Here is a 21039-nt window from a genome sequence, read left to right on the forward strand (position 1 = left end):
ACCAAATATTGCCGTTCACTTGATATTTTCCATGATAGTCAGAATTACTATTACCGCTGCTTTTTCTGGGGAGAGATGTTTACAATCAACAATCGTCCCAGGGAGGTTAGCCTGACTAAATTTTTTGAATGCCAGTGAGGAGAAGCTGTTTCTTAAGGGTTTGAATGGTCTGTTGGGTGCGGGGATCACGCCAATGGGGCGCAATTTCTGCTAGGGGCACCAATACAAAGGCCCGTTCCTGCATCCGGGGGTGGGGCACCTGCAAATAGGGCAAATGAATAATTTCTTGGCCATACAAAAGCAAATCCAAATCCAACGTGCGCGCTCCCCAACGTTCCCGCCGCTCCCGCCCAAACAGTTGCTCTACTTTCAACAAGATTTCGAGGAGGGCTTCAGGACTAAGATTTTCAACCTGAACCGTCACACAGCCATTGATATAGTCCGGTTGGGGGGGGCCGACCGGGGCAGTACGATACCAAGCTGACCGAGCCGTTAGGGCGATCGCCGGATGTTCGCTTAAGTGTTTAATGGCATTTTCTAAGATTTCCAAGGAGTTGCCCAGGTTACTCCCAAGGGCGATCGCCACATCCACTACCCGTCCCATTACCAAAAATTTTCCTATATTAATGCCCCAAAATCATAGCCTGAACTTTACCTTTTCCCTTGACCCCGAACCAGATACTATGGTGTAGGCAAAAATCCCCCCCGCAACACCACACCCAAATAATGGAGGAAACCAAGGTGGCAACCCGCGTCATAATCGTGCGTCACGGACAAAGTAGCTATAACGCCCTCAAAATGATCCAGGGCCGTTGTGATGAATCAGTGCTCACCGATAAAGGTTGTGCCGACGCCGCCACCGTAGGCCAAACTCTCCAGGGCATCAACTTTGCTGCGATCTACTGCAGCCCTCTCCAACGGGCCAAGCAAACCGCCGAAATCATTCACCAGCACCTCGACAACGCCCCCGCCCCTATCACCAGTGAGGGCCTTTTAGAGATCAATTTACCCCAGTGGGAAAAACTCCTCAAAAGTGACGTCAAAGAACAATATCCAGAAGCCTATCGCCTCTGGCACGAAAATCCTGCTGAGTTTGTGATGACCCACGCCGATGGGAGCGAGCATTCCCCCGTCAAAGATCTCTACGACCAAGCCCGGCAATTTTGGCAAGAAATCCTCGCAAAACACCAAGGGGAGACTATCTTAATCGTCGCCCACAATGGCATCAACCGCTGTTTATTGATGAGTGCGGCGGGTATCCCCCCCAGTAAATACCAGAGCATTCAGCAATCCAACTGCTGCATCAATGTGCTGAACTTTGTCGGCCAATTAGGAGACATTGTTCAATTCGAATCAATTAACCAAACGGCCCACCTCGGCCTCCCCCTCCCCACCTATCGTCCTGGCCACAAAGGCCTCCGTTTACTACTGGTGCGCCACGGGGAAACCAACTGGAATAAAGAAGGGCGTTTCCAAGGCACGATGGATATTCCTTTAAACGAGAATGGCCAAGCCCAGGCGATGAAAGCCCAAGAGTTTCTCAAGGATGTGACCCTGCATTTTGCCATGACTAGCCCCATGAGTCGGCCCAAGGAAACCGCTGAAATTATTCTGCAAGCCCATCCTGGGGTAGTGTTGGGCACCCATCCCAAATTAGAGGAAATTGGCCATGGTCTCTGGGAAGGCAAACTAGAAGCTGACATTGAAGCTGGTTTCCCCGGAATGCTGGCCCAGTGGAAAACGAAGCCAGAAACCGTCCAGATGCCAGAGGGAGAAAATCTCCAACAGGTGTGGGACCGGGCCAACGAAGCCTGGGATGAGATTGTGGCGCAGTATAGCCAAACCCCGAACCAAGTGGGTTTAGTCGTCGCCCATGATGCCATCAACAAGGTGATTCTTTGCCGCTTGATGGGGTTAGAACCCAAGGATATTTGGGCGGTAAAACAGGGTAACTGTGCAGTGACAGTGATCGACTACCTCCAGGGGGCAGACAGTGAACCTGTGCTCCAGGCGTTAAATATTACGTCGCACCTCGGCTTTGGGGTGATTGATCAAACGGCAGCCGGGGCCTTGTAAGTCTCAGAAAAAATGAGGGGCGATCGCCATCCCCTATAATCAAGTCTGGAAAATTTTTGTAGCAACAATAACGAGCGTGTGTAATGGGTAAAATTGCGTGGGTCTTTCCGGGCCAAGGATCTCAAACGGTGGGCATGGGCGTTGATCTCGCCGAACATCCCGTCGCCAAAGCAAGATTTGCCGAGGCAGAGGCGATCCTCGGCTGGTCGATTTTGGAAAAATGCCAGGGAGACGAAACAATCCTCTCCCGCACCCTTTACACCCAACCCTGTCTCTATGTACTGGAGGCAATTCTCTGTGATCTTTACCGGGAAAAAGCCTCTCAAGTGGACTTTGTGGCGGGCCATAGCCTCGGTGAATATTCCGCCCTCTATGCGGCTGGGGTCTATGATTTCGCCGCTGGTTTGCAATTAGTCCAAAAGCGCGCCCAACTGATGGATCAAGCTTCTGGGGGAAAAATGGCGGCCCTAATGAAGTTTGACCGCACCGAATTGCTAGAAAAAATTGCGGCGACCGAAGGCGTCACCCTCGCCAACGACAACAGCGAACAGCAGGTGGTCATCTCTGGTACCCCAGAAGCCGTTGATGCGATTATGAATGGCGTCAAAACCAAACGGGCGATCGCCCTAAATGTTTCCGGGGCGTTCCATTCTCCGTTTATGGCCGAAGCCGCTGCCCAATTTGAAGCAGTCCTGGCTGCCGTTGAATTTTCTGATGCTAGAATCCCCGTACTGTCTAATGTCGATCCCCAACCAGAAACCCAGGCAGCCACCCTCAAAGCTCGACTCCAAAAGCAAATGACGGGTTCTGTGCGCTGGCTCGAAATTATGCAGCAGTTGAGCGCCCTAGAAGTCGCAGAGGCAGTAGAAATTGGCCCCGGCAAAGTGTTGACGGGCCTGATTAAACGCACCTGCAAGGACATGGCCACAGAGAATATTGATACCCTCGCCAGTATTGGCTAGGCTCAAGGGGAAGTTACAACAGCGCCCATGATTTATTTAGATTCGGCGATCGCCACCGAAGCCACCGAGGCCATGGCCTGGGGTTGGGTCAAAGGCATTACGACCAATCCCACCCTCCTGGCCAAAAGTGACGCGCCCCCGGAAGTGACCCTAAAAACCCTGGCAGCCATCACTCCCGGAGAACTGTATTACCAGTTAGTCAGTGAAGACTATGAGGGTATGATCCGCGAGGCCCACCGGGCGCGGGAAATCATTGGCGATAAACTTGTGCTCAAAATTCCCGCTACCTTCAACGGCTTTCAAGCTTTGCCCAGGCTCGCCCCAGAAATTAGCTGCTCTGTCACCGCCATCTATCAACCGACCCAGGCGTTAATTGCGGCAGAAGGTGGCGCCAAATATGCGATCGCCTATGTGAACCGTGCCACGAACCTCCAGGGTGATGGTGGTGCCCTCCTCCGCTCCATGAAAGCTCTGTTACAAGGGAGTGAAACCACGATCCTGGCCGCAAGCCTCAAATCCGCCGCTGAAATTACCTACGCGATGGTCTCCGGGGCAGACCACATTACCGTCCCCTTTGCCCTGCTGAAAACCTTGACCACACACCCTCTATCAGAAGAAACCAAAGCCGAATTTAATCGCTTAGGGTGCGGTTTACGCTAAACAGATTTCAGAAAAGGTTGTCTATACTGAGAAAAGACTTTACAAAACTTCATCATAAGCGTTCCCTTGATGACCTTTCTCGACAATCTCAAAAAACCAACCCTCTTCGGCCATGCTGTCACCCCAGAGTTGTTTGCCCTGCTGACGGTCTATTTCGTCCAGGGGATTCTCAATCTCTCGCGGCTTGCGGTGAGCTTTTTCCTCAAAGATGACCTCGGCCTGACCCCGGCAGAAGTGGCGGCCCTCACAGGCCTGGCGGCATTTCCCTGGGTCGTGAAGCCCCTCTTCGGCTTTTTGTCGGATGGCTTTCCGATCTTTGGGTATCGACGCCGCTCCTACCTCATTTTGGCGGGCTTGCTCGGTTGTGGTGCTTGGGCGGCAATGGCAACCATTGTCCAAGCGCCTTGGTTGGCCGCGACGATGATTGTCTTGAGTTCCATCTCTGTGGCGATTAGTGATGTGATTGTTGATTCGGTGGTGGTCGAACGCGCCCGGGCTGAATCTTTAGATAAGGTGGGCTCGCTCCAATCCTTAACCTGGGCTGTGGCGGCGGTAGGGAGTTTGACAACGGCCTATCTGAGCGGCTGGTTACTAGAGCAGTTTAGTACCCGGGTTGTGTTTGGGATTACGGCCATTTTTCCGTTGTTGGTATCGGCGATCGCCTTGTTAATTATTGAGCAACCCCGTGAAGCCATATCCATCAAAGCCACCACAGATAATATTGGCAACCAGATGAAAACCCTCTGGGGAGCAGTACGGCAGAAAAAAATTCTGTTGCCCACGGCCTTTGTTTTCCTCTGGCAAGCAACCCCCAGCGCAGACTCTGCCTTTTTCTTTTTTGTCACCAACGAGCTGGACTTTAACCCCGAATTTTTAGGGCGGGTGCGCTTAGTCACTAGCTTTGCGGCCCTGGCAGGCATCGCCATCTACCAAAAATATCTCAAGCAAGTTTCGTTCCGAAAAATGTTGGGTTGGAGTACTGTCATTTCCGCTGTGCTTGGTTTTACTACCCTCATTCTCGTAACCCATGCCAACCGTGCCCTGGGCATTGACGATCGCTGGTTTAGCTTGGGGGACAACTTGATTTTGACCGTGACTGGCGAAATTGCCCTGATGCCCATTCTGGTGCTATCGGCGCGTCTTTGTCCGCCCGGTGTCGAGGCGACTATGTTTGCCCTGTTGATGTCGAGTTGGAACCTGGCGGGTTTGCTCTCCCATGAGTTGGGTGCCCTCCTCACCCAATGGCTCGGGGTGACAGAAACCAATTTTGACCGGCTTTGGCTTTTAGTCACCATCACAAATCTGACGACCCTACTACCCCTGGTCTTCTTAAAATGGCTCCCGGCAGGCGATCCCCAGGCTGATCTTGAAGAACACACGACGCCCCCTGTGGAGCTTTATGAACATCATGCGGCGATTTCGGGAACAGAATCGGCCCTTTTCCCGACGGTAGAACCAAATTTGGTGAGTTCCCAGCCAGAAAAACAATCTTAAAAAATGTCGTGCCAGCAGTGGTGCGGGTCAAAAATCTGTGAAACAAAAGTGCGCAGACTAAAGACTAGACTTACAATGGTTTGTCAACATGATCTTTTTTGTCTGGGACATCCCCTTACCATGGATTTTAGGCTTTGATGTAAATGCTTAACCTACAGTTTTATCTTCGTCGCGCTCGCCGCTGGATTAAACCAATCCTGCTGGGAGTTGTGACTTTGGCCCTTGTGTTGGGGTTTAATCTCCTGCCTCAGCCCCAATCAACGCCCCTGGCGATCGCCCAGGCCCAAACCCGCATTAGTATCAACAACAGTTGGCGTCAGGCTTCCTTTCCCGTCGAAAATTTCCAAAGCTACACATCTGGGTTTGGCTACCGCACTTCTCCCACCAGTGGCCAACGCCAATTTCACCAAGGCTTAGACATTGCCGCCCCCCTCGGAAGTTACATCCGTAACTGGTGGAGTGGTAAAGTTGTGGGCCTCTCGGATAACACCGCCTGCGGCACAATGATCCAAATTAAATCCGGTGATTGGGAACATATCTACTGTCACCTCAGTGGCTATGTTTCTTCCTCTGGTCAAGGGACTTTCCTCATGGATCGCAACGGTGGCATTCAGCTTTGGCTTGGTCAGGAAGTGAGCGCTGGCACTCGCATTGGTCGTGTTGGCATGACTGGACGCACCACTGGCCCCCATCTCCATTGGGGTTTAAAACATGCAGGCAAGTATATCGATCCAGCCCTTGTGCTCCAGGCCATGTACAACCAGCCCACGGCTTCCCTGGATGATTTGGTACAGCCCACGTAGTTAGTTTTTTGCTTATTCAAATGGGGTGATCGCCCTTTGTGATAAATCCCCCCGTGCCGCCACTGAGGCTAACAATTGCAGGGGGGTTAATTTTTTCAGCAAGCTCAACTGCATCTGATTGCGCACCAATAAAGCTCCTGCAAAACCCAAGGAATTCACCGGAATTTTTTCATACTGATCCTGGGCCCGTTGCACCAGCAACATCCAACGGCGAGTGACAAGCAGATTGTAGGCTTGGGTTTGCCAACCGGGGTTGAACGGCCCGTCAATAAAGCGGAGGAAACGCAGCAGGGCACGGTAACAATCGAACAAAATTTTGCCGTCGTAATCCTGGGGCAGCGGCACAATGCCATGCACAAAAGGAAAGAGGGAAATCTGCTGGGGCTGCATATCTTCCTTAAGGTGGGACAGCACTTGGTCGATGGGCACCGCAAAAGTCTCCCCATTGCTCTGGAAGGGAATCAATTGCAGATGTTTGTGGGGTTGACTCGCCCCGGCGATCGCCCCGGCATTATAAAAAGCCAGCCCATCAAGGCGTTGGAGACAATGGGCCAGGGCGGTAAAATCCGCCTCCATTAACCAAGTTTCCTGGGGCTGAAACTCCCGGGTAATAATCAAAATGTGGTGATCGACGACGTTGAATTTATTCAGCAGACAGACATGGTGGGGCGTCAGATCACAAACAAATAAATCCTGCTCGTAGGGCAAAAAAGGATTCACTTTCGCTTTTTCTTGCTTTGCTTGGTAATTTTCCTTGCGGTCGAGTTGCTCTAAAATGCGCACCACAAAAGGAATTCCATGGTCAACAATCACTTCCTGGGCCGTGGTTAGGGAGTGAAGCGCCCCTACCTGTTTGGCGTGGCGCGTGGTGTGTTGAATTTTGGTCAGCAGTTCATTCATACGGTGCTGGGGCGATCGCCACACGACTCAACATCCCAAAGTTTAACGGATCAGTTGTTCCGCTTCACCCTTGGGGTGGGGTTGGCCGAGGCTAAATTCCGTCTCTGGATCAAAAAAGTGGAGTTGTTCTCGATCAAAGGCCAGCCAAACTTTTTCCTGGGGGATCACCTTCGCCTTGGGGGGAATGCGCACCTTGAGATTCAGCAGCGGCAAGTCAACGGGGTGGGCTGAGAGAAAGGTCTCATTGCCAAGGGCTTCGACAAGATCAATGGCCACTTCAAGGTTTTGGGGGGCGGCGGTGCTGAGGCTGAGGTGTTCGGGTCGGATGCCGAGGAGGAGCGATCGCCCCTGGTAGGGCTGGAGTAAGGGCCGCCAACCTTCTGGGATAGGAAAGCGAAATTGGGGATGTTCAATGACACTCTCAGTGGTCACCTGCACGGGCAGAAAGTTCATCGGTGGAGAGCCAATAAATTCCGCCACAAAGCGATTTACCGGGCGGTTGTAGACCTCAAGGGGTGGGGCCACCTGGAGAATTTCCCCTTGGTGCATCACCGCAATGCGATCGCCCATGGTCATTGCTTCGGTTTGGTCATGGGTCACGTAGATGGTGGTGATCCCCAGTTGACGTTGGAGTTGGACGATCTGAGCGCGGGTTTCACTGCGGAGGGCCGCATCCAAATTAGAAAGGGGTTCGTCCATGAGAAAAACCTGGGGATTACGGGCGATCGCCCGCCCCAGAGCGACCCGTTGTTTTTGGCCGCCGGACAATTGTTTCGGGAGCCGCGTCAGAAGATGATCAATTTGCAGCAGTTGGGCGACCTGCTGTACCTTTTGGCGAATTTGTAATTCGGCAGTCGGTTGATAACGCAGGGATTGCGGGAGTGGTCTGGTGACGCCCCGCCAGGTATTTTGCAGCCAATGGCTTTTGGTTTCTGCTGTAGGCATCCGCCGCAACCCAAAGGCAATGTTGTCATAGACATTGAGGTGGGGATACAGGGCGTAATTTTGGAACACCATGGCAATGTCGCGCTGTTTAGACGGGAGATCATTAACCGGGCGATCGCCAATGGCAATTTGTCCCGTTGTCACCGTTTCGAGGCCCGCAATGAGGCGCAGTAATGTGCTTTTGCCACAGCCTGAGGCCCCCACCAGCACCATGAATTCACCGGCCTGAATTTGGAGGTTAATCCCTCGCAAGACGGCGGTCATTTTCCCGGTGGAGCGATCCGCAAAGGATTTGTGAATATCGTTAAGTAGAACCTGGGCCACGGCAATGTTTTCCCATCAACAGAGAAGCAAGTGATGCTTATGGTATCGCACCCTTGTCCCTAGGGTTCCATCTCCGGTTGAAATGCCCGGCGGTCGAGTTCTGTGAAAAAAGCTTGGACGGTTGGCGTATCAAACACAGCCTGGGTGGCCTGGATCAACTTTTCACCCCAGAGGTTTTCGATAAGGAAATCAATTTCGCCATAGCGACCATCGAGATCCAGGGCGCTGCGGGTTAGTTCTAAGCCCTTCGCGCGATCGCCTTTGGTGTAGGTAGCCACCGCAACGGCGAGTTGGGGTTCTGCGGCGGTGGGGTCGAGGGCGATCGCCTTTTGCCAACTGTCAATGGCCGCATCAACTTTGCCCTGCTCGTACTGAATCAAGCCAATGTTATTAATTCCCGGCCAAAAGGTGGCATCGATGGCAACGGCTTGGTTGTAGGTGGCGATCGCCGCGTCATATTGCTTGAGCTTGTATTGGGTATTGCCAAGATCAAAAAGGGTTTCAATGGAATTATCGCCAAGCTGGGTAGCTGTTTTCAGAGACCGGAGCGCCCCTTCGTAGTCTCCCTGCTGGAAATAGGCCGAGCCTAAAATACTATGGACGCCACTTTCGCGGGGGTTGAGTCGTTTTGCGGTGGTGAGGGCTTGAATCCCGGCATCAAGGTCTCGCTCTTGTACTAAAAGAGTGCCAAGGATATACCAGGCTTCAAAACGTTCTGGTACCAGTTGGGTGGCGAGTTTTGCCCGGGGAATCGCCCATTCATACTGTTGGAAACGGGAAAGCTGAATTGCATCTTCAATAAGCATGAGCCCCTGTTGTTCCATTTGGTCCTGGTCAAAATCTCGCCTTAGGGGGAGTACCGCCTGCGATCGCACAGGACTTCCCATCGACAACACACTAATACAGGCTCCAAGGGCAACTAACCAACGATGTTTAGGCACGGTTCAACTCTTCACGAAACAACGATTCTTAAAATCAAGTCTAGCGACTTTCCCCCGCAATTGACGTAAAACCATTGTAAAAAGATTCCCTACTAGGGGCTATTTCAATTTTTGAGGATTACAGTAGACTACGGATTAGTCCTATTTACCCAACCCCCCGCAAAAATTCCTATGATTGGTGCCCTTGTCACCCCGAAAAAAGTTGTTTTGTCTTTGGTTGCCTTAGCTGGTGGGGTACTACTCATTGGTCTGCCGGTGGCCAGAATATTTGGCGATCGCCGAGAAGGGGTGAGTGAAGAACAACTCGTGGCCCTCACCGTTCCGGTTGAAGTAGAGAATTTAGCGGTACGCATTGAGGCCAACGGCATTGTTGAACCCATCCAGAGCGTCAACATCAGCCCCAAAACCCCCGGTCGTCTAGCGCAATTGCTCGTCGAACAGGGTGATACCGTCACCGAAGGCCAAGAACTGGCAATTATGGACAATAGTGAGCTGTATGCCGAGGGGATTCGCACCGAGTCACTGATTAAACAGCGCATTGCCGAACTCCGGGCCACAGAAACCCGCATCCAAGGAGAAATCGAAGAGGCCCGTGCTCGCTACATCCGCACCCAGGCCCAACTCCAGCAGGCGGAACAACGCATCCCCAAGGACATCGACCAAGCCAACGCGCAACTGGCGGCAGCCCAGGCTAATCTCCAACGTACTCAGGATAAAGTCCAACGCTTTGAGACGCTCCTCGACAGTGGGGCGATCGCCCAGGAAACCTATGACGATGTCCGCAACGAATTTGACAACGCCAATGCTCGCTTCTTTGAAGCCCAGCAACGGTTAGCCCAGGTCAGAAATACCGCCAATCCCGAACTCGAAGCCCTTACCGCTGCCACCGTCGAGGCCAAAGTAACCCTAGATCGCCTCGAACGCAACACCGAACCCCAACTCACTCAACTAACGGCAGCTCTCGAACAAGCCCAAGCCCAGCGGCAAATCGCATCGGTACAGTTTCAAGACACGATTATTCGGGCGCCCTTTGATGGGGTAATCACCCAAAAATTCGCCACCGAGGGGGCCTTTGTGACGCCAACCACTTCCGCTTCGAGCACCGCCTCTGCCACTTCTTCGTCGATTCTGGCCCTGGCACGGGGTTTGGAGGTGGTTGCCAAGGTGCCAGAAGTAGATATTCAGCAGATTGAACCGGGCCAGGATGTGGAAATTGTCGCTGATGCAGATCCTTCCCAGGTGTTCCGGGGGCGAGTGCTATTGGTGGCCCCAGAGGCGATTGTGGAAAATAATGTCACTTCTTTTGAGGTACGCATTGCCCTGTTGTCGGGTCGGGAGTTTTTACGCTCGAAGATGAATACCGACGTTACTTTCATCGGCCAAAATTTAACCAATGTGATGACTGTGCCCACGGTGGCGATCGCCACAGAAAATGGCGAAACTGGGGTACTCATTCCCGATGCCAATAACACCCCCCAATTTAAGCCTGTGATCATTGGGGCTACCGTCGGCGATCGCACCCAAATTGTCCGGGGCGTTACCCCAGAAGACCGTGTATTCATTGATCTCCCAGAAAACCTAGAGCGCCCTGAATAATTTTTGAGCTACTGGGGCAGAGAATCTGATAAATCGATACCGCACTGGCGGCAAAATTCGGTGTATTTGTAAGTTTTTGCGGCACAGTTTGGGCAGCTAATCCATTGGTCAAACCCACAAAAAGGACAAAATTGGTCTCCTTTGCGGAGGTGACTACTACATTGAATGCAGCGCTGTTTTTGGATGCGACTTTTCGCCTGAACCTTGGGATTAAAAACAAACCGCTGGAGAAACTTAATCAAGCCAAAGCCCAACAGCGGAATAATCAGAATTAGTAGATAGCTAGAAATAAAAACTAAGCCGCCAAAAATCGCAATCAAAACATCAAAAATTGCCCGCACCAGATTGCCAAACTGGATAAATTGGAGGATTTTAATCAGGAGGGGGATCAGGAAAATAAGTAATAAATGCCAACTTAAAAGCGCCTGGGTTCCCCGGTGTCGATCTACCGCCTGACGATGCCAAAAATAGCCAATGAGGATCAGTGGTAATAGGAAAAGGGTCTGCAAAAAGAATTGCCGATTGGGATGCCAAAATTCGGCCCGCTCAAAATCCTGTTTCAGGGAGGCAAAAAATTGGCGATCGCCGATGGCGGTTAAGTAGGCTTGTACCTCTGATTGACTGAGAAGCTCAGCTTTTTTACTGTCTAGGGTTTCAGTTAGGGCTGCTTTTTGGGCCTCGGCGGCCTCAATGTCTGCCTTTGTTTGGGCTGCCGCTGTTTCATTGATCGATTGACTCGGATCTTGCCCCGCAATTTCTTCTAAAAGCGTCGAATCATATTGCGCTTTGTAGGTAGCAATGCGTTGATTGACTTCATTGATTTGGGTCTGTAGATTTTGAATATCCTGGGATAAAGCCAGAGTTTCAGGGTTTTTTACCGTTGGTGTGAGGGCCAAGAGGCGATCGCACTGGCCAGAAACTTCCCCCAAACGTCCTTCTGTTTCGACGGGTTGAATCGTCTGGGAAGGATAATCCCCCAGCATTTCCATCACCCAAGTGAAGTCTTTATCAGAGTTATCGTTATTTTGATAGGTCTGATAAACGCGGTAGCAAGGATACCGTTCCTGGGGCGACAGAGGCCAGTTGCCAACATTATCAATGCCTTGAAATACATTAATCAACACAAAAATGTCGATCAAAATCAGGATCACAATACTAACTTTATTGAGTGGCTCCTGACGGACATGGGTCGATTTACGGACAAAATTCCGCAAGAAACGCTTCAGCCAACGCACCATAAAATAAGTCCCCCGTCTTTTTCTCTACTCTAGGAAAAGAAACCTCAACGGGGGAGCCTTAGTTATAAATCTTTGCTCCGGTGGAATAACGGGAAAATAGTTACTTTAAATCATTCAAACTAATGCGAGGGTCGGCAAACTTTAACATCAAATCCGCCAGGAGGTTGCCCACAATGAGCATGGTTGCACTCATCATCAGGGCCGCCATGACTAAATATAAATCCTGGGATTGCACCGCTTGTAAAGTTAATGTCCCTAGGCCAGGCCAATTAAAGAAAAATTCAGAAATAAACGATCCACTTAAGAGACTGGCAAATTCAAAGCCCAGCAGGGTAATCAGGGGGTTGATCGCATTGCGTAGGGCATGGACATAGATCACCCGATTTTCTGGTAAGCCCTTGGCCCGTGCCGTTTGAATATAATCTTGCCGCAATACATCCAGAAGTTGCCCCCGGGTGAGCCGTTGCAGCCCCGCAAAGCCCGTTAAGCTCAGGGCGATGGTGGGCAGGATCATATGCCAGCCAATATCTAGAATTTTGCTGTACCAGGGGAGATCCACGAAATTAATACTGGTCATGCCCCCCACCGGGAGCAAAGGGGAAACCTGTTGGGCCACCATCAGCAACGCCAGGGCTGTGATAAAGCTAGGCAAACCCTGGCCGAGGTAACTGATCACCCGCAAAAATTTATCGAGGACGGTATTTTGCTTCACGGCACTGAGAATCCCCAAAGGAATGGCGATCGCCCAGGTGCCGACAATTGACGTAATCGCTAGGAGCAGAGTCGCAGGCATCCGTTCTAGGAGCAGCTCGTGGACAGGCCGGAAAGACTCAAAACTAATGCCAAAATCGAAGTAGCGTACCACCCGCCACAACCAACGGCCATATTGGGTCAGAATCGGTTGATCGAGGCCAAAACGACTTTGGAGATCTAAGAGTGTCTCTTCGGTCATCTTGGGGTTTTGCCTGAGGGCATCAAGGTAATCCCCTGGAGCCAGTTGGATGATCACAAAGCTCAGGATTGAAGCCAAAAACAGAGTAAAGATCGCCTGGAGCAGGCGCTTCAAAACATAAAGAATTGTTTCTCGGTCGAAGATCGTCAGGGGATTACGAATGCTCATTTGGGGTTAAATCGAGTTTTCCAAATCATGCCTAGTATTGTATGAGGGAAAGCACAGGGGCGTCTGGCAGGCGATCACGGCCCTTGAGATCTAGCAGTTCGACGATAAACACAAAGCCAATAATGTCACAGCCAATTTTTTTTAGCAGTTCAGCAGTGGCTTTGGCGGTGCCCCCGGTGGCGATGAGGTCATCGACGATGACAATTTTGTCCCCAGGCCCCACGGCATCCTGGTGAATTTCGAGGGTGTCGGTGCCGTATTCGAGTTCGTATTCGACGGTGTGGACGGCGGCAGGGAGTTTGCCTGGTTTACGCACGGGAACAAAGCCAGCATTGAGGTTATAGGCGAGGGTTGGCCCAAAGATAAACCCCCTAGACTCCATCCCCACCACATGATTAGGCTTGAGGTTTGCTTCAAGGCAGAGTTGCACCAGGGCGTCCATGGTATAGCGCATTCCTTCGGGGTGATTGAGGAGGGTGGTAATGTCGCGGAAAAGGATGCCAGGTTTGGGGAAATCGGGGATGTCACGAATCAGGGATTTTAGATCCATAGTTTTTAAGGCAGTTTAACAAGAATAAAAGGCGATCGCCCCTCATCTTAGCGATTTCTGGAGCCTTAAAGCACAGCATCATGATTTCCATTTTTTCTGCGTCCTCTTGAAGAGTATCTCCAGAGTTTCTTTCTCAACCCTAATTCTATTGTCGAATGCTACTTGCCAAAATGTTGCCGAACCTTTGCCGCAATTTGACGATCCGTCATCTTGTCCGTCGTTTCAATGCCGACAATGCGTCCATTAAGATTATTTTTTTCAAGACGTTTTTTTAGCTCACCCTTTGCTTCACCAGGACCAAATATCAAAACAGACTCTGCATCACGAATAGATGCGATAACAGCATCATAATACATGTTCAAATGTCCTGTTAAAGCCTTTTGACGACTATCACTTTTTGGTACTTGCTGAGATTCATAGGCACCACTCAGTGGTGCATCCCCGGAACGACGGAGCTGTTTTTCTACCTGAGATATTATTAGTCCTAGCTCTTCCCCTTGGTCTGTAATGGAGACCACAATAGCCTGCCGATGATCGATCCATAAACCTATTTGCATGCCCATTAGTTTCTCCTTTTTTTATGGATATTACTCAAAATCTGCAATGAGATGATTGGTCACGCAAAGAAGTAAGAAATGACAACTTTACTTCTTGGATTTTGACTTAGGTCACTCGCTAACAATTCCAAGCTTGCTAGTTGCTTGTGCCTTTGATCGAGAACATTCAAAAACGACTATATCTCTAATCTGGAACAGCATGATTTTTATGTGACAAATTATCTGTGAGTATACTTAGCTATACTTGTCTCTCACAGAAGTAAAAGCGTAAATCGCGTCGTGATCCTTATATCTCTTATTATAACCTTGTCGTATTTGGTCAGAAAATATTGTAATGTTCTGGTACCTACTTTTGCCTAAGCATCTCAGCTAAGTTTCAAATTATGTGATTTACAAGTAAGCATCAGCTAGGCAATATATCTTTTATCCATCATTTTTTGACTCTTAGTAATCATCAAATATCTTCGAGCGACTTCCCAAAATCGTTGACAACCGATCAAAACTGTACGGGTCATGTCGTTTTCCTAGCGGAATTCTTTTCCCATGCTAATCAAAACCCCCCACCAATTTCGGCAGAGGGTGATGATCTTGAACTGTAAATGTTGTTTTGCTGTGGCTTAATGATCGGCGATCGCCACTTCAACCATTTCACTTTCTACTTGGGCAACGACCTGTTCCGTGGGATGATTCGCTGCTTGCAACATTGGGGTACTGGTCACAGATTGATCCGCAATCACAAACAACGGATTCGAGAGAATCCCTGCCAAAGAGGTGATAATCACTGATAGCACCAGACCCACTTGTAAGGGCTTCATCCCTACAGCAGTCCAAGTCACAGCCGGATAATTACGCACAGAATCAGACATTTCCTGGGGCTCTTTGACCACCATCATCTTGATGACGCGGATATAGTAATAGATCGAAATCACACTGGTGATCAAACCCAACAGCACTAGACCATAGAGTCCCGCTTGCCAGCCAGCCCAGAACAGATAAATTTTCCCGAAGAACCCAGCCAATGGTGGAATTCCCCCAAGGGATAATAGACAAACACTGAGGCCGAGGGTTAGTAACGGATCTTTTTGGTAAAGTCCCGCGTACTCCGCGATTTGGTCTGTGCCAGTCCGGAGGGAGAAGAGAATCACACAGGTAAACGCGCCGAGGTTCATGAACAGATACACCAGCAGATAGAAAATTACGCTGGAGTAGCCCGCATCAGTTCCGGCAACGAGGCCAATCATCACAAAACCCGCCTGGGCAATGGAAGAATAGGCGAGCATCCGCTTCATACTGGTTTGCGCCAGGGCAACTACGTTCCCCAAGACCATACTGAGGATCGCGAGCGCCGTAAAAATGAAGTGCCATTCTTCGCTCACGGGGTTGAAGACAGTCACTAACAAACGAATCGCCAGGGCAAAACCGGCCGCTTTAGATCCGACTGAGAGGAAGGCAACAACGGGGGTGGGTGAACCCTCGTAAACGTCAGGGGTCCATTGGTGGAACGGTACTGCTGAAATCTTAAAGGCGATCCCGGCGATCGCAAACACTAGGGCGATCGCCAAGGCGAGGGATTGTCCCCCCTGGGGATCTGTAAAGCCAACGGCAATTTCCGACAAGATTGTTTTGCCACCCGATAGGCCATAGAGCAAAGACACACCATAGAGGAAAATGGCAGAGCTGGCAGCACCGATTAACAAATACTTGAGGGCGGCCTCATTGGAACGGGGGTCTCGTTTCATATAACCCGTCAATAAATAAGACGAGATACTGAGCATTTCGAGGGAGACAAAAATCATCACCAACTCATTTGCCCCAGAGAGGAACATCCCCCCCAATGTGGCCGTGAGCAAGATGCAGATAAATTCAGAGAGGGCGGTGCCGGAACGTTCGACATAACGCACCGACATCATGATCGTGAAGGCCGTAGACAGGACAATGATGCCCCGGAATAAAATACTGAGGTTATCGCTGTTAAATGCCCCCAAAAATGCAACGGGATGAGGGTTATCCCAACCCAGGTATAAGGCGAATACTGACCCCAACAGTCCGGCGATCGCCGCGTAGGGAATCCAACCCGAACGGGTGCGCCCGACAATTAAATCCCCCACCAAGACGACGATGAGGGTCAAAATAACGATACTTTCCGGCAGAATTGCCCCAGTGTATAACTGGCTTGCCACAGTGCTTGAAAAATCCATCTTTGCTCTTCGGCTTAGTGAACCAACTTCCAGTGAACTACCCCACCGTAAACGGAAGGGGCTTCCTGATTCGACGGCAATGGCCTCTAGATCTTAGTCGTTCCTTCGGTCTTACATTGCCTCCACAGGCAGGCGTCCGGGTTCCCCAGACCCAATACTTTTTCTTGGGACACGACCCGCTGCGCTTAAGTTTGCGCTTTGGGATGCAGTGGTCAAGATGTATCAACCCATGGTACGCCCCAAAGGACGGGGATTTCAACCCGTTGCCGTTAAACAAAGCCATGAAAAATAGGGCAAACGCCTGTATTTCCAGTTCTATCCCGGAGACTTAGAAAAATTTAATCCTTGACGAAACAGGGGCTTATGGGCCATTGATTAGATATGTAAGGTATATCAGAAGCCTAAACACCTAAACCCTCACTTTTTTTGACAGCCCATGTCTACCCTTGTCATTGTTGAATCCCCGACTAAAGCCCGCACCATTCGGAACTATTTACCGAAGGGGTATCATGTGACGGCATCCATGGGCCATATCCGCGATTTGCCCTCCTCGGCGGAGGAAATCCCCAAGGATCAAAAAGGACAGCCTTGGTCCCAGCTTGGGGTCAACGTGGAAAACAACTTCGCGCCCCTCTACATCGTGCCGAAGAAAAAAAAGAAAGTCGTTACCGAACTCAAGCAAGCCCTCAAAGAAGCCGACGAGTTAATTCTGGCGACGGACGAAGACCGCGAAGGGGAAAGTATTAGCTGGCATTTGCTGGAAGTGCTTAAACCCAAGGTGCCGATTAAACGGATGGTCTTCCATGAGATTACCCAAGAAGCCATCCAAAAGGCTTTAACTAACTGTCGGGAAATTGACGAAAATCTTGTCCATGCCCAGGAAACCCGCCGCATTTTAGACCGTTTAGTGGGCTATACCCTTTCTCCTTTGCTCTGGCGCAAAATTGCCAAGGGTCTCTCAGCGGGACGAGTACAGTCGGTATCGGTGCGTTTATTGGTGCAACGGGAACGGGAACGGCAAGCTTTCCAATCGGCCAATTATTGGGATCTCAAGGCAGAACTGCTCCAGAAAAAATCGAAATTTGAGGCGAAATTAATCACCCTCGGCGGTAAAAAGCTGGCCTCAGGGAGTGATTTTGATGCGGCAACGGGGAAACTCAGCAAGGGCAAAAAGGTCGTTGTTCTCTCCCAAGCAGAGGCGATCGCCCTCAAGGATCGTCTCAAAGATCAACCTTGGACGGTGAGCAAAACCGAGGAGAAACCCAGCACCCGCAAACCCTCTGCCCCCTTCACCACCTCTACTCTGCAACAGGAAGCGAACCGCAAACTCGGTATTTCGGCGCGGGACACCATGCGCACTGCCCAGAAGCTCTACGAAGAGGGCTACATTACCTACATGCGGACGGATTCGGTGCATCTCTCGGAACAGGCGATCGCCGCGGCGCGTAGTTGTGTTGAAGAAAAATACGGCAAAGAATACCTCAGCCCCAAGGTGCGCCAATACAAAACCAAGAGCAAAGGTGCCCAGGAAGCCCACGAAGCGATCCGGCCCGCGGGCAACAGCTTTCGTACGCCCCAGGAAACCGGCCTTAGTGGTCGGGAGTTAGCCCTCTATGACCTCATTTGGAAACGAACCGTTGCCTGTCAGATGGCCGATGCCCGTCTCACCCAATTGTCGGTCATTCTTAAAGTCGATGATGCCGAGTTTCGCTCCGCTGGTAAACGCATTGATTTTCCGGGTTTTTTCCGGGCCTATGTGGAAGGGTCTGATGATCCCGATGCCGCCCTCGAAAACCAAGAAGTGGTGCTCCCTGATCTCAAGGAAGGCGATCAGCCCACCTGCAAAAAATTAGAGGAAGTCGATCACAATACCCAACCCCCGGCCCGTTATACCGAGGCCAGTTTGGTCAAAGCTCTTGAAAGTAAAGGTATTGGTCGCCCCAGTACCTACGCCACAATCATCGGCACCATTGTTGATCGCGGTTATGTCCAAATTCGTGACAAGGCATTAACCCCTACCTTTACTGCCTTTGCGGTGACGGCTCTTCTGGAGGAACATTTTCCTAACTTAGTAGATACAGATTTCACCTCCCAAATGGAGCAGACCCTCGATGAAATTGCCACCGGGAAAGCCCAATGGTTACCCTATCTGAAGAATTTCTACCTCGGAGATGATGGCCTAGGCACCCAAGTCAAAGTGCGTGAAGAAAATATTGATCCGGCCACCGCAAAGGCGATCGCCATCGAAAATCTCCCCGTCAAAGTTAAAATCGGCCGCTTTGGCCCCTACATTGAGGCAGCTAACGGCGAAGAAACAATCACTGCTTCCCTACCAGCGGACTTAACCCCCGCTGATCTCGATCCTGAGCAAGTCGAAACAATCCTCAAACAAAAAACCGAAGGCCCCGAACAATTGGGGACGCACCCTGAAACAGGCGATCCGATCTATTTACTCGTCGGCAGCTATGGCCCCTACGTCCAACTGGGCGAAGTCACCGAAGAAAAGAAAAAGCCCAAGCGTGCTTCCCTCCCCAAAACCGTTAAACCCGAAGAACTCACTCTACAAATGGCGGTGGATCTATTAGCGTTACCGCGCCTATTGGGGGAACATCCCGAAACTGGCAAACCCGTCAAAGTGGGCCTCGGTCGCTTTGGCCCCTACGTTGTCCACGACCAAGGGAAAGAAGGCAAAGATTACCGCTCTCTCAAAAAAGAAGACAATCTTTTTGCGATCGACTTTGAACGGGCGATGGAACTGTTAGCGCAACCTAAACGTTCCCGCGGCCGGGGTAAAACAAAGACTCCCCTCAAGGAATTAGGGCAACATCCTGCTGATAACGAGCCAGTTAATGTTTACGAAGGCCCCTACGGCATTTACGTGAATCACCTGAAAGTTAATGCAGGTTTGCCAGAAGGAGAAACGGTAGAAACAATCACCCTCGAAAAAGCCCTCGAGCTGATCGCGGAAAAAGCCGGTAGCAAAGCAACCAAGAAACGTTCAACCTCCAAGAAAAAGAGCACCACGAAAAAAACAGCGGCAAAGAAAACTACCAGCCGTAAAACAAAAACTTCTTCATGAGCCATAGCAAGTGCTGTTGGGAAGGTTGGGGTCAAGCCCTTGGCGATCGCCAAATTATTCTCGGCTTAAGTCTGGCGGCCCTTTTTTTGTTTTGCCTGAATCTGGGAAATATGCCCCTACGAGATTGGGATGAAGGCACCAGGGCAATGGTGGCGCGGGAAATTTTCCGTACTGGCAACTGGTTGCATCCCACCCAATTTGGTGCCCCTTATCTGCTGAAGCCTCCCTTAATGGATTGGTTGGTAGCCAGCAGCTATGCCCTTGGCGGCGTTAATGAATGGACAAGTCGCTTACCGGGGGCTGTGGGAAGTGCTCTAGGAGTGCCTCTCCTTTACTGTCTTGGGCGGCAATTATTCCAGGGGCGATCGCCTGCTTTGTGGAGTGCGCTAGTTTATCTCACCCTCCTCCCAGTAGTGCGTCATGGTCGTCTGTTGATGCTCGATGGTCTGGTTTTAACGGCCCTCATCTTGAGTCTCTGGTGTTTACTCAAGGCGCAAAAATCCCCCATCTGGGGGCTGGGCTTCGGTCTTGGCTTGGGTATCATTGCCTTTGTCAAAGGGTTATTAATGCTTCCCCTAGGGGCGATCGCCCTATTGTTTGTGATTTGGGATCGCCGCTGGTTTGTGTTTACAATTCCCTACATTTGGCTGGGTTTGGGCCTAGGAGTTTTTCCGGTACTTCTCTGGTATGGGGCGCAAATTCAGCATTATGGTGCAACTTTTATTCAGGTTCATTTTCTCAATCAAGGGTTTGATCGGGTTGCCAGTACCGTTGAGAGTCACCAAGAGCCCCCCTGGTTTTATTTACTAGAGATTGCAAAATATACGGCCCCTTGGTTATTTTTCCTTCCCCAAAGCTATCAATACCTTTGGCAGGCCCGCCAAAGGTCCAGCAGCAAATTAATTTTGACGGGCAGTATCTTTTATCTGGGGTTAATTTCTGTGATGGGAACCAAGTTGCCCTGGTATGTGATGCCTGTTTACCCCTTTGTTGCCCTTGCTCTAGGCAACTATTTAGCACAGCTCTGGGTGAAACCACCACGTAAGTCGATGTTTCTGCGGGGGCTATTTGGGCTGTTGGCGATCGCTGCTTTGGGGGGAGGCATTTATCTCTACTTCACAGATCCCCAAATCCCCTTGATTTTGATGGCCTTGACCCTAGGGGGGATGTTTGCTGTCACTACCTGGCTTTGGCCCCGACCCCAGGCTCTTTATGCTTTGGTAGGGGGAATGTACTGCGGCTTAATTCTATTGTTTTGCTCCCAGGCTTGGGTCTGGGAAATTAACGAAGCTTTTCCTGTCAAACCCATCGCTGCGATCATTCGGACGGAAACCCCAGAAGATGCCGTTATTTTTACGACCTTTGATTACAGTCGGCCCAGTTTAGATTTTTATGGCGATCGCCCTGTGCGGCCCCAGACCCTCGAAGCTCCCGTGGGCGATCAATATTGGCTCATTCACCAAGATCTTTTGACAGAACAATCGGCCCTAAAAGAAGAATTGCCTCCCTTTGAACTGCTGGGACAAGCTTCAGGATTTAACCTGGTGCATTTTTTCCCGGACTAAAGGAGGCAATTGCTCGATAATTTGATTATTT

17 protein-coding genes are annotated in these 21039 nt (G+C 50.6%); 8 read left to right on the forward strand and 9 right to left on the reverse strand.

All coding sequences use genetic code 11. The annotated features are described in order from the left end of the window. Positions 1-115: 115 nt before the first annotated feature. The gene (gene folK, locus AWQ21_RS11670) at positions 116-604 is read right to left on the reverse strand and encodes a 2-amino-4-hydroxy-6-hydroxymethyldihydropteridine diphosphokinase (RefSeq protein ID WP_065714678.1); all 489 of its coding nucleotides are present in this window, start codon (positions 602-604) and stop codon (positions 116-118) included. A gap of 137 nt (positions 605-741) precedes the next feature. Here folK and AWQ21_RS11675 point away from each other — a divergent pair, with 137 nt between their 5' ends. The 5 genes from AWQ21_RS11675 to AWQ21_RS11695 all read left to right on the forward strand — a co-directional run bounded on the left by AWQ21_RS11675 (position 742) and on the right by AWQ21_RS11695 (position 5995). Then, positions 742-2076, forward strand: coding sequence for a histidine phosphatase family protein (locus AWQ21_RS11675; RefSeq protein ID WP_065715331.1), 1335 nt, complete (start codon positions 742-744; stop codon positions 2074-2076). 83 nt (positions 2077-2159) lie between these two features. Further along, entirely contained in the window at positions 2160-3038 is an 879-nt protein-coding gene (fabD, locus tag AWQ21_RS11680) for an ACP S-malonyltransferase (RefSeq protein WP_065714679.1), read from the forward strand. 27 nt (positions 3039-3065) lie between these two features. Continuing rightward, on the forward strand, positions 3066-3698 hold the full coding sequence (locus AWQ21_RS11685) for a transaldolase family protein (protein ID WP_065714680.1): 633 nt from the start codon (positions 3066-3068) through the stop codon (positions 3696-3698). 69 nt (positions 3699-3767) lie between these two features. Continuing rightward, complete coding sequence (locus AWQ21_RS11690) at positions 3768-5192, forward strand: folate/biopterin family MFS transporter (protein ID WP_065714681.1); 1425 nt, start codon at positions 3768-3770, stop codon at positions 5190-5192. Between the two features lie 143 nt (positions 5193-5335). Next, a complete protein-coding gene (locus tag AWQ21_RS11695) occupies positions 5336-5995 on the forward strand; it encodes a M23 family metallopeptidase (protein ID WP_065714682.1) in 660 nt (219 codons plus the stop codon). A 12-nt stretch (positions 5996-6007) separates the two neighbouring features. On the opposite strand, the gene AWQ21_RS11700 is transcribed toward AWQ21_RS11695, so the two are convergent. Genes AWQ21_RS11700 through AWQ21_RS11710 form a run of 3 tightly spaced genes read right to left on the reverse strand, consistent with a single transcriptional unit; the run spans position 6008 to position 9105 of the window. After that, entirely contained in the window at positions 6008-6895 is an 888-nt protein-coding gene (locus tag AWQ21_RS11700) for a DUF4922 domain-containing protein (protein ID WP_065714683.1), read from the reverse strand. 42 nt (positions 6896-6937) lie between these two features. Beyond that, complete coding sequence (locus AWQ21_RS11705) at positions 6938-8164, reverse strand: ABC transporter ATP-binding protein (protein WP_065714684.1); 1227 nt, start codon at positions 8162-8164, stop codon at positions 6938-6940. 59 nt (positions 8165-8223) lie between these two features. Beyond that, positions 8224-9105, reverse strand: coding sequence for a tetratricopeptide repeat protein (locus tag AWQ21_RS11710; RefSeq protein ID WP_065714685.1), 882 nt, complete (start codon positions 9103-9105; stop codon positions 8224-8226). A 171-nt stretch (positions 9106-9276) separates the two neighbouring features. Here AWQ21_RS11710 and AWQ21_RS11715 point away from each other — a divergent pair, with 171 nt between their 5' ends. Beyond that, positions 9277-10701 carry an efflux RND transporter periplasmic adaptor subunit gene (locus tag AWQ21_RS11715; RefSeq protein WP_065714686.1) on the forward strand — a complete coding sequence of 475 codons (1425 nt, stop codon included), beginning with the start codon at positions 9277-9279 and terminating at the stop codon, positions 10699-10701. A gap of 8 nt (positions 10702-10709) precedes the next feature. On the opposite strand, the gene AWQ21_RS11720 is transcribed toward AWQ21_RS11715, so the two are convergent. From AWQ21_RS11720 to AWQ21_RS11740, 5 genes are all read right to left on the reverse strand, one after another. After that, a complete protein-coding gene (locus AWQ21_RS11720; RefSeq protein WP_065714687.1) occupies positions 10710-11939 on the reverse strand; it encodes a zinc ribbon domain-containing protein in 1230 nt (409 codons plus the stop codon). A gap of 100 nt (positions 11940-12039) precedes the next feature. Then, positions 12040-13059, reverse strand: coding sequence for an ABC transporter permease (locus tag AWQ21_RS11725; RefSeq protein ID WP_157094755.1), 1020 nt, complete (start codon positions 13057-13059; stop codon positions 12040-12042). A gap of 31 nt (positions 13060-13090) precedes the next feature. Next, complete coding sequence (locus AWQ21_RS11730) at positions 13091-13609, reverse strand: adenine phosphoribosyltransferase (RefSeq protein WP_065714688.1); 519 nt, start codon at positions 13607-13609, stop codon at positions 13091-13093. A gap of 158 nt (positions 13610-13767) precedes the next feature. Next, positions 13768-14172: a hypothetical protein gene (locus AWQ21_RS11735; RefSeq protein ID WP_065714689.1), complete on the reverse strand. Its 405-nt coding sequence runs from the start codon at positions 14170-14172 to the stop codon at positions 13768-13770. A 611-nt stretch (positions 14173-14783) separates the two neighbouring features. Continuing rightward, entirely contained in the window at positions 14784-16364 is a 1581-nt protein-coding gene (locus tag AWQ21_RS11740) for an NAD(P)H-quinone oxidoreductase subunit N (protein ID WP_065714690.1), read from the reverse strand. 436 nt (positions 16365-16800) lie between these two features. Between AWQ21_RS11740 and topA the strand changes: the two genes are divergently transcribed. Continuing rightward, positions 16801-19443, forward strand: a complete 2643-nt coding sequence (topA, locus tag AWQ21_RS11745) for a type I DNA topoisomerase (protein WP_065714691.1) — start codon at positions 16801-16803, stop codon at positions 19441-19443. Continuing rightward, complete coding sequence (locus AWQ21_RS11750; protein WP_065714692.1) at positions 19440-21008, forward strand: glycosyltransferase family 39 protein; 1569 nt, start codon at positions 19440-19442, stop codon at positions 21006-21008. The genes topA and AWQ21_RS11750 overlap by 4 nt, the downstream gene beginning before the upstream one ends. Positions 21009-21039: the final 31 nt, after the last annotated feature.

It is taken from the genome of Picosynechococcus sp. PCC 7003 (genome assembly GCF_001693255.1).
Classification (GTDB): Bacteria; Cyanobacteriota; Cyanobacteriia; order Cyanobacteriales; family MRBY01; genus MRBY01.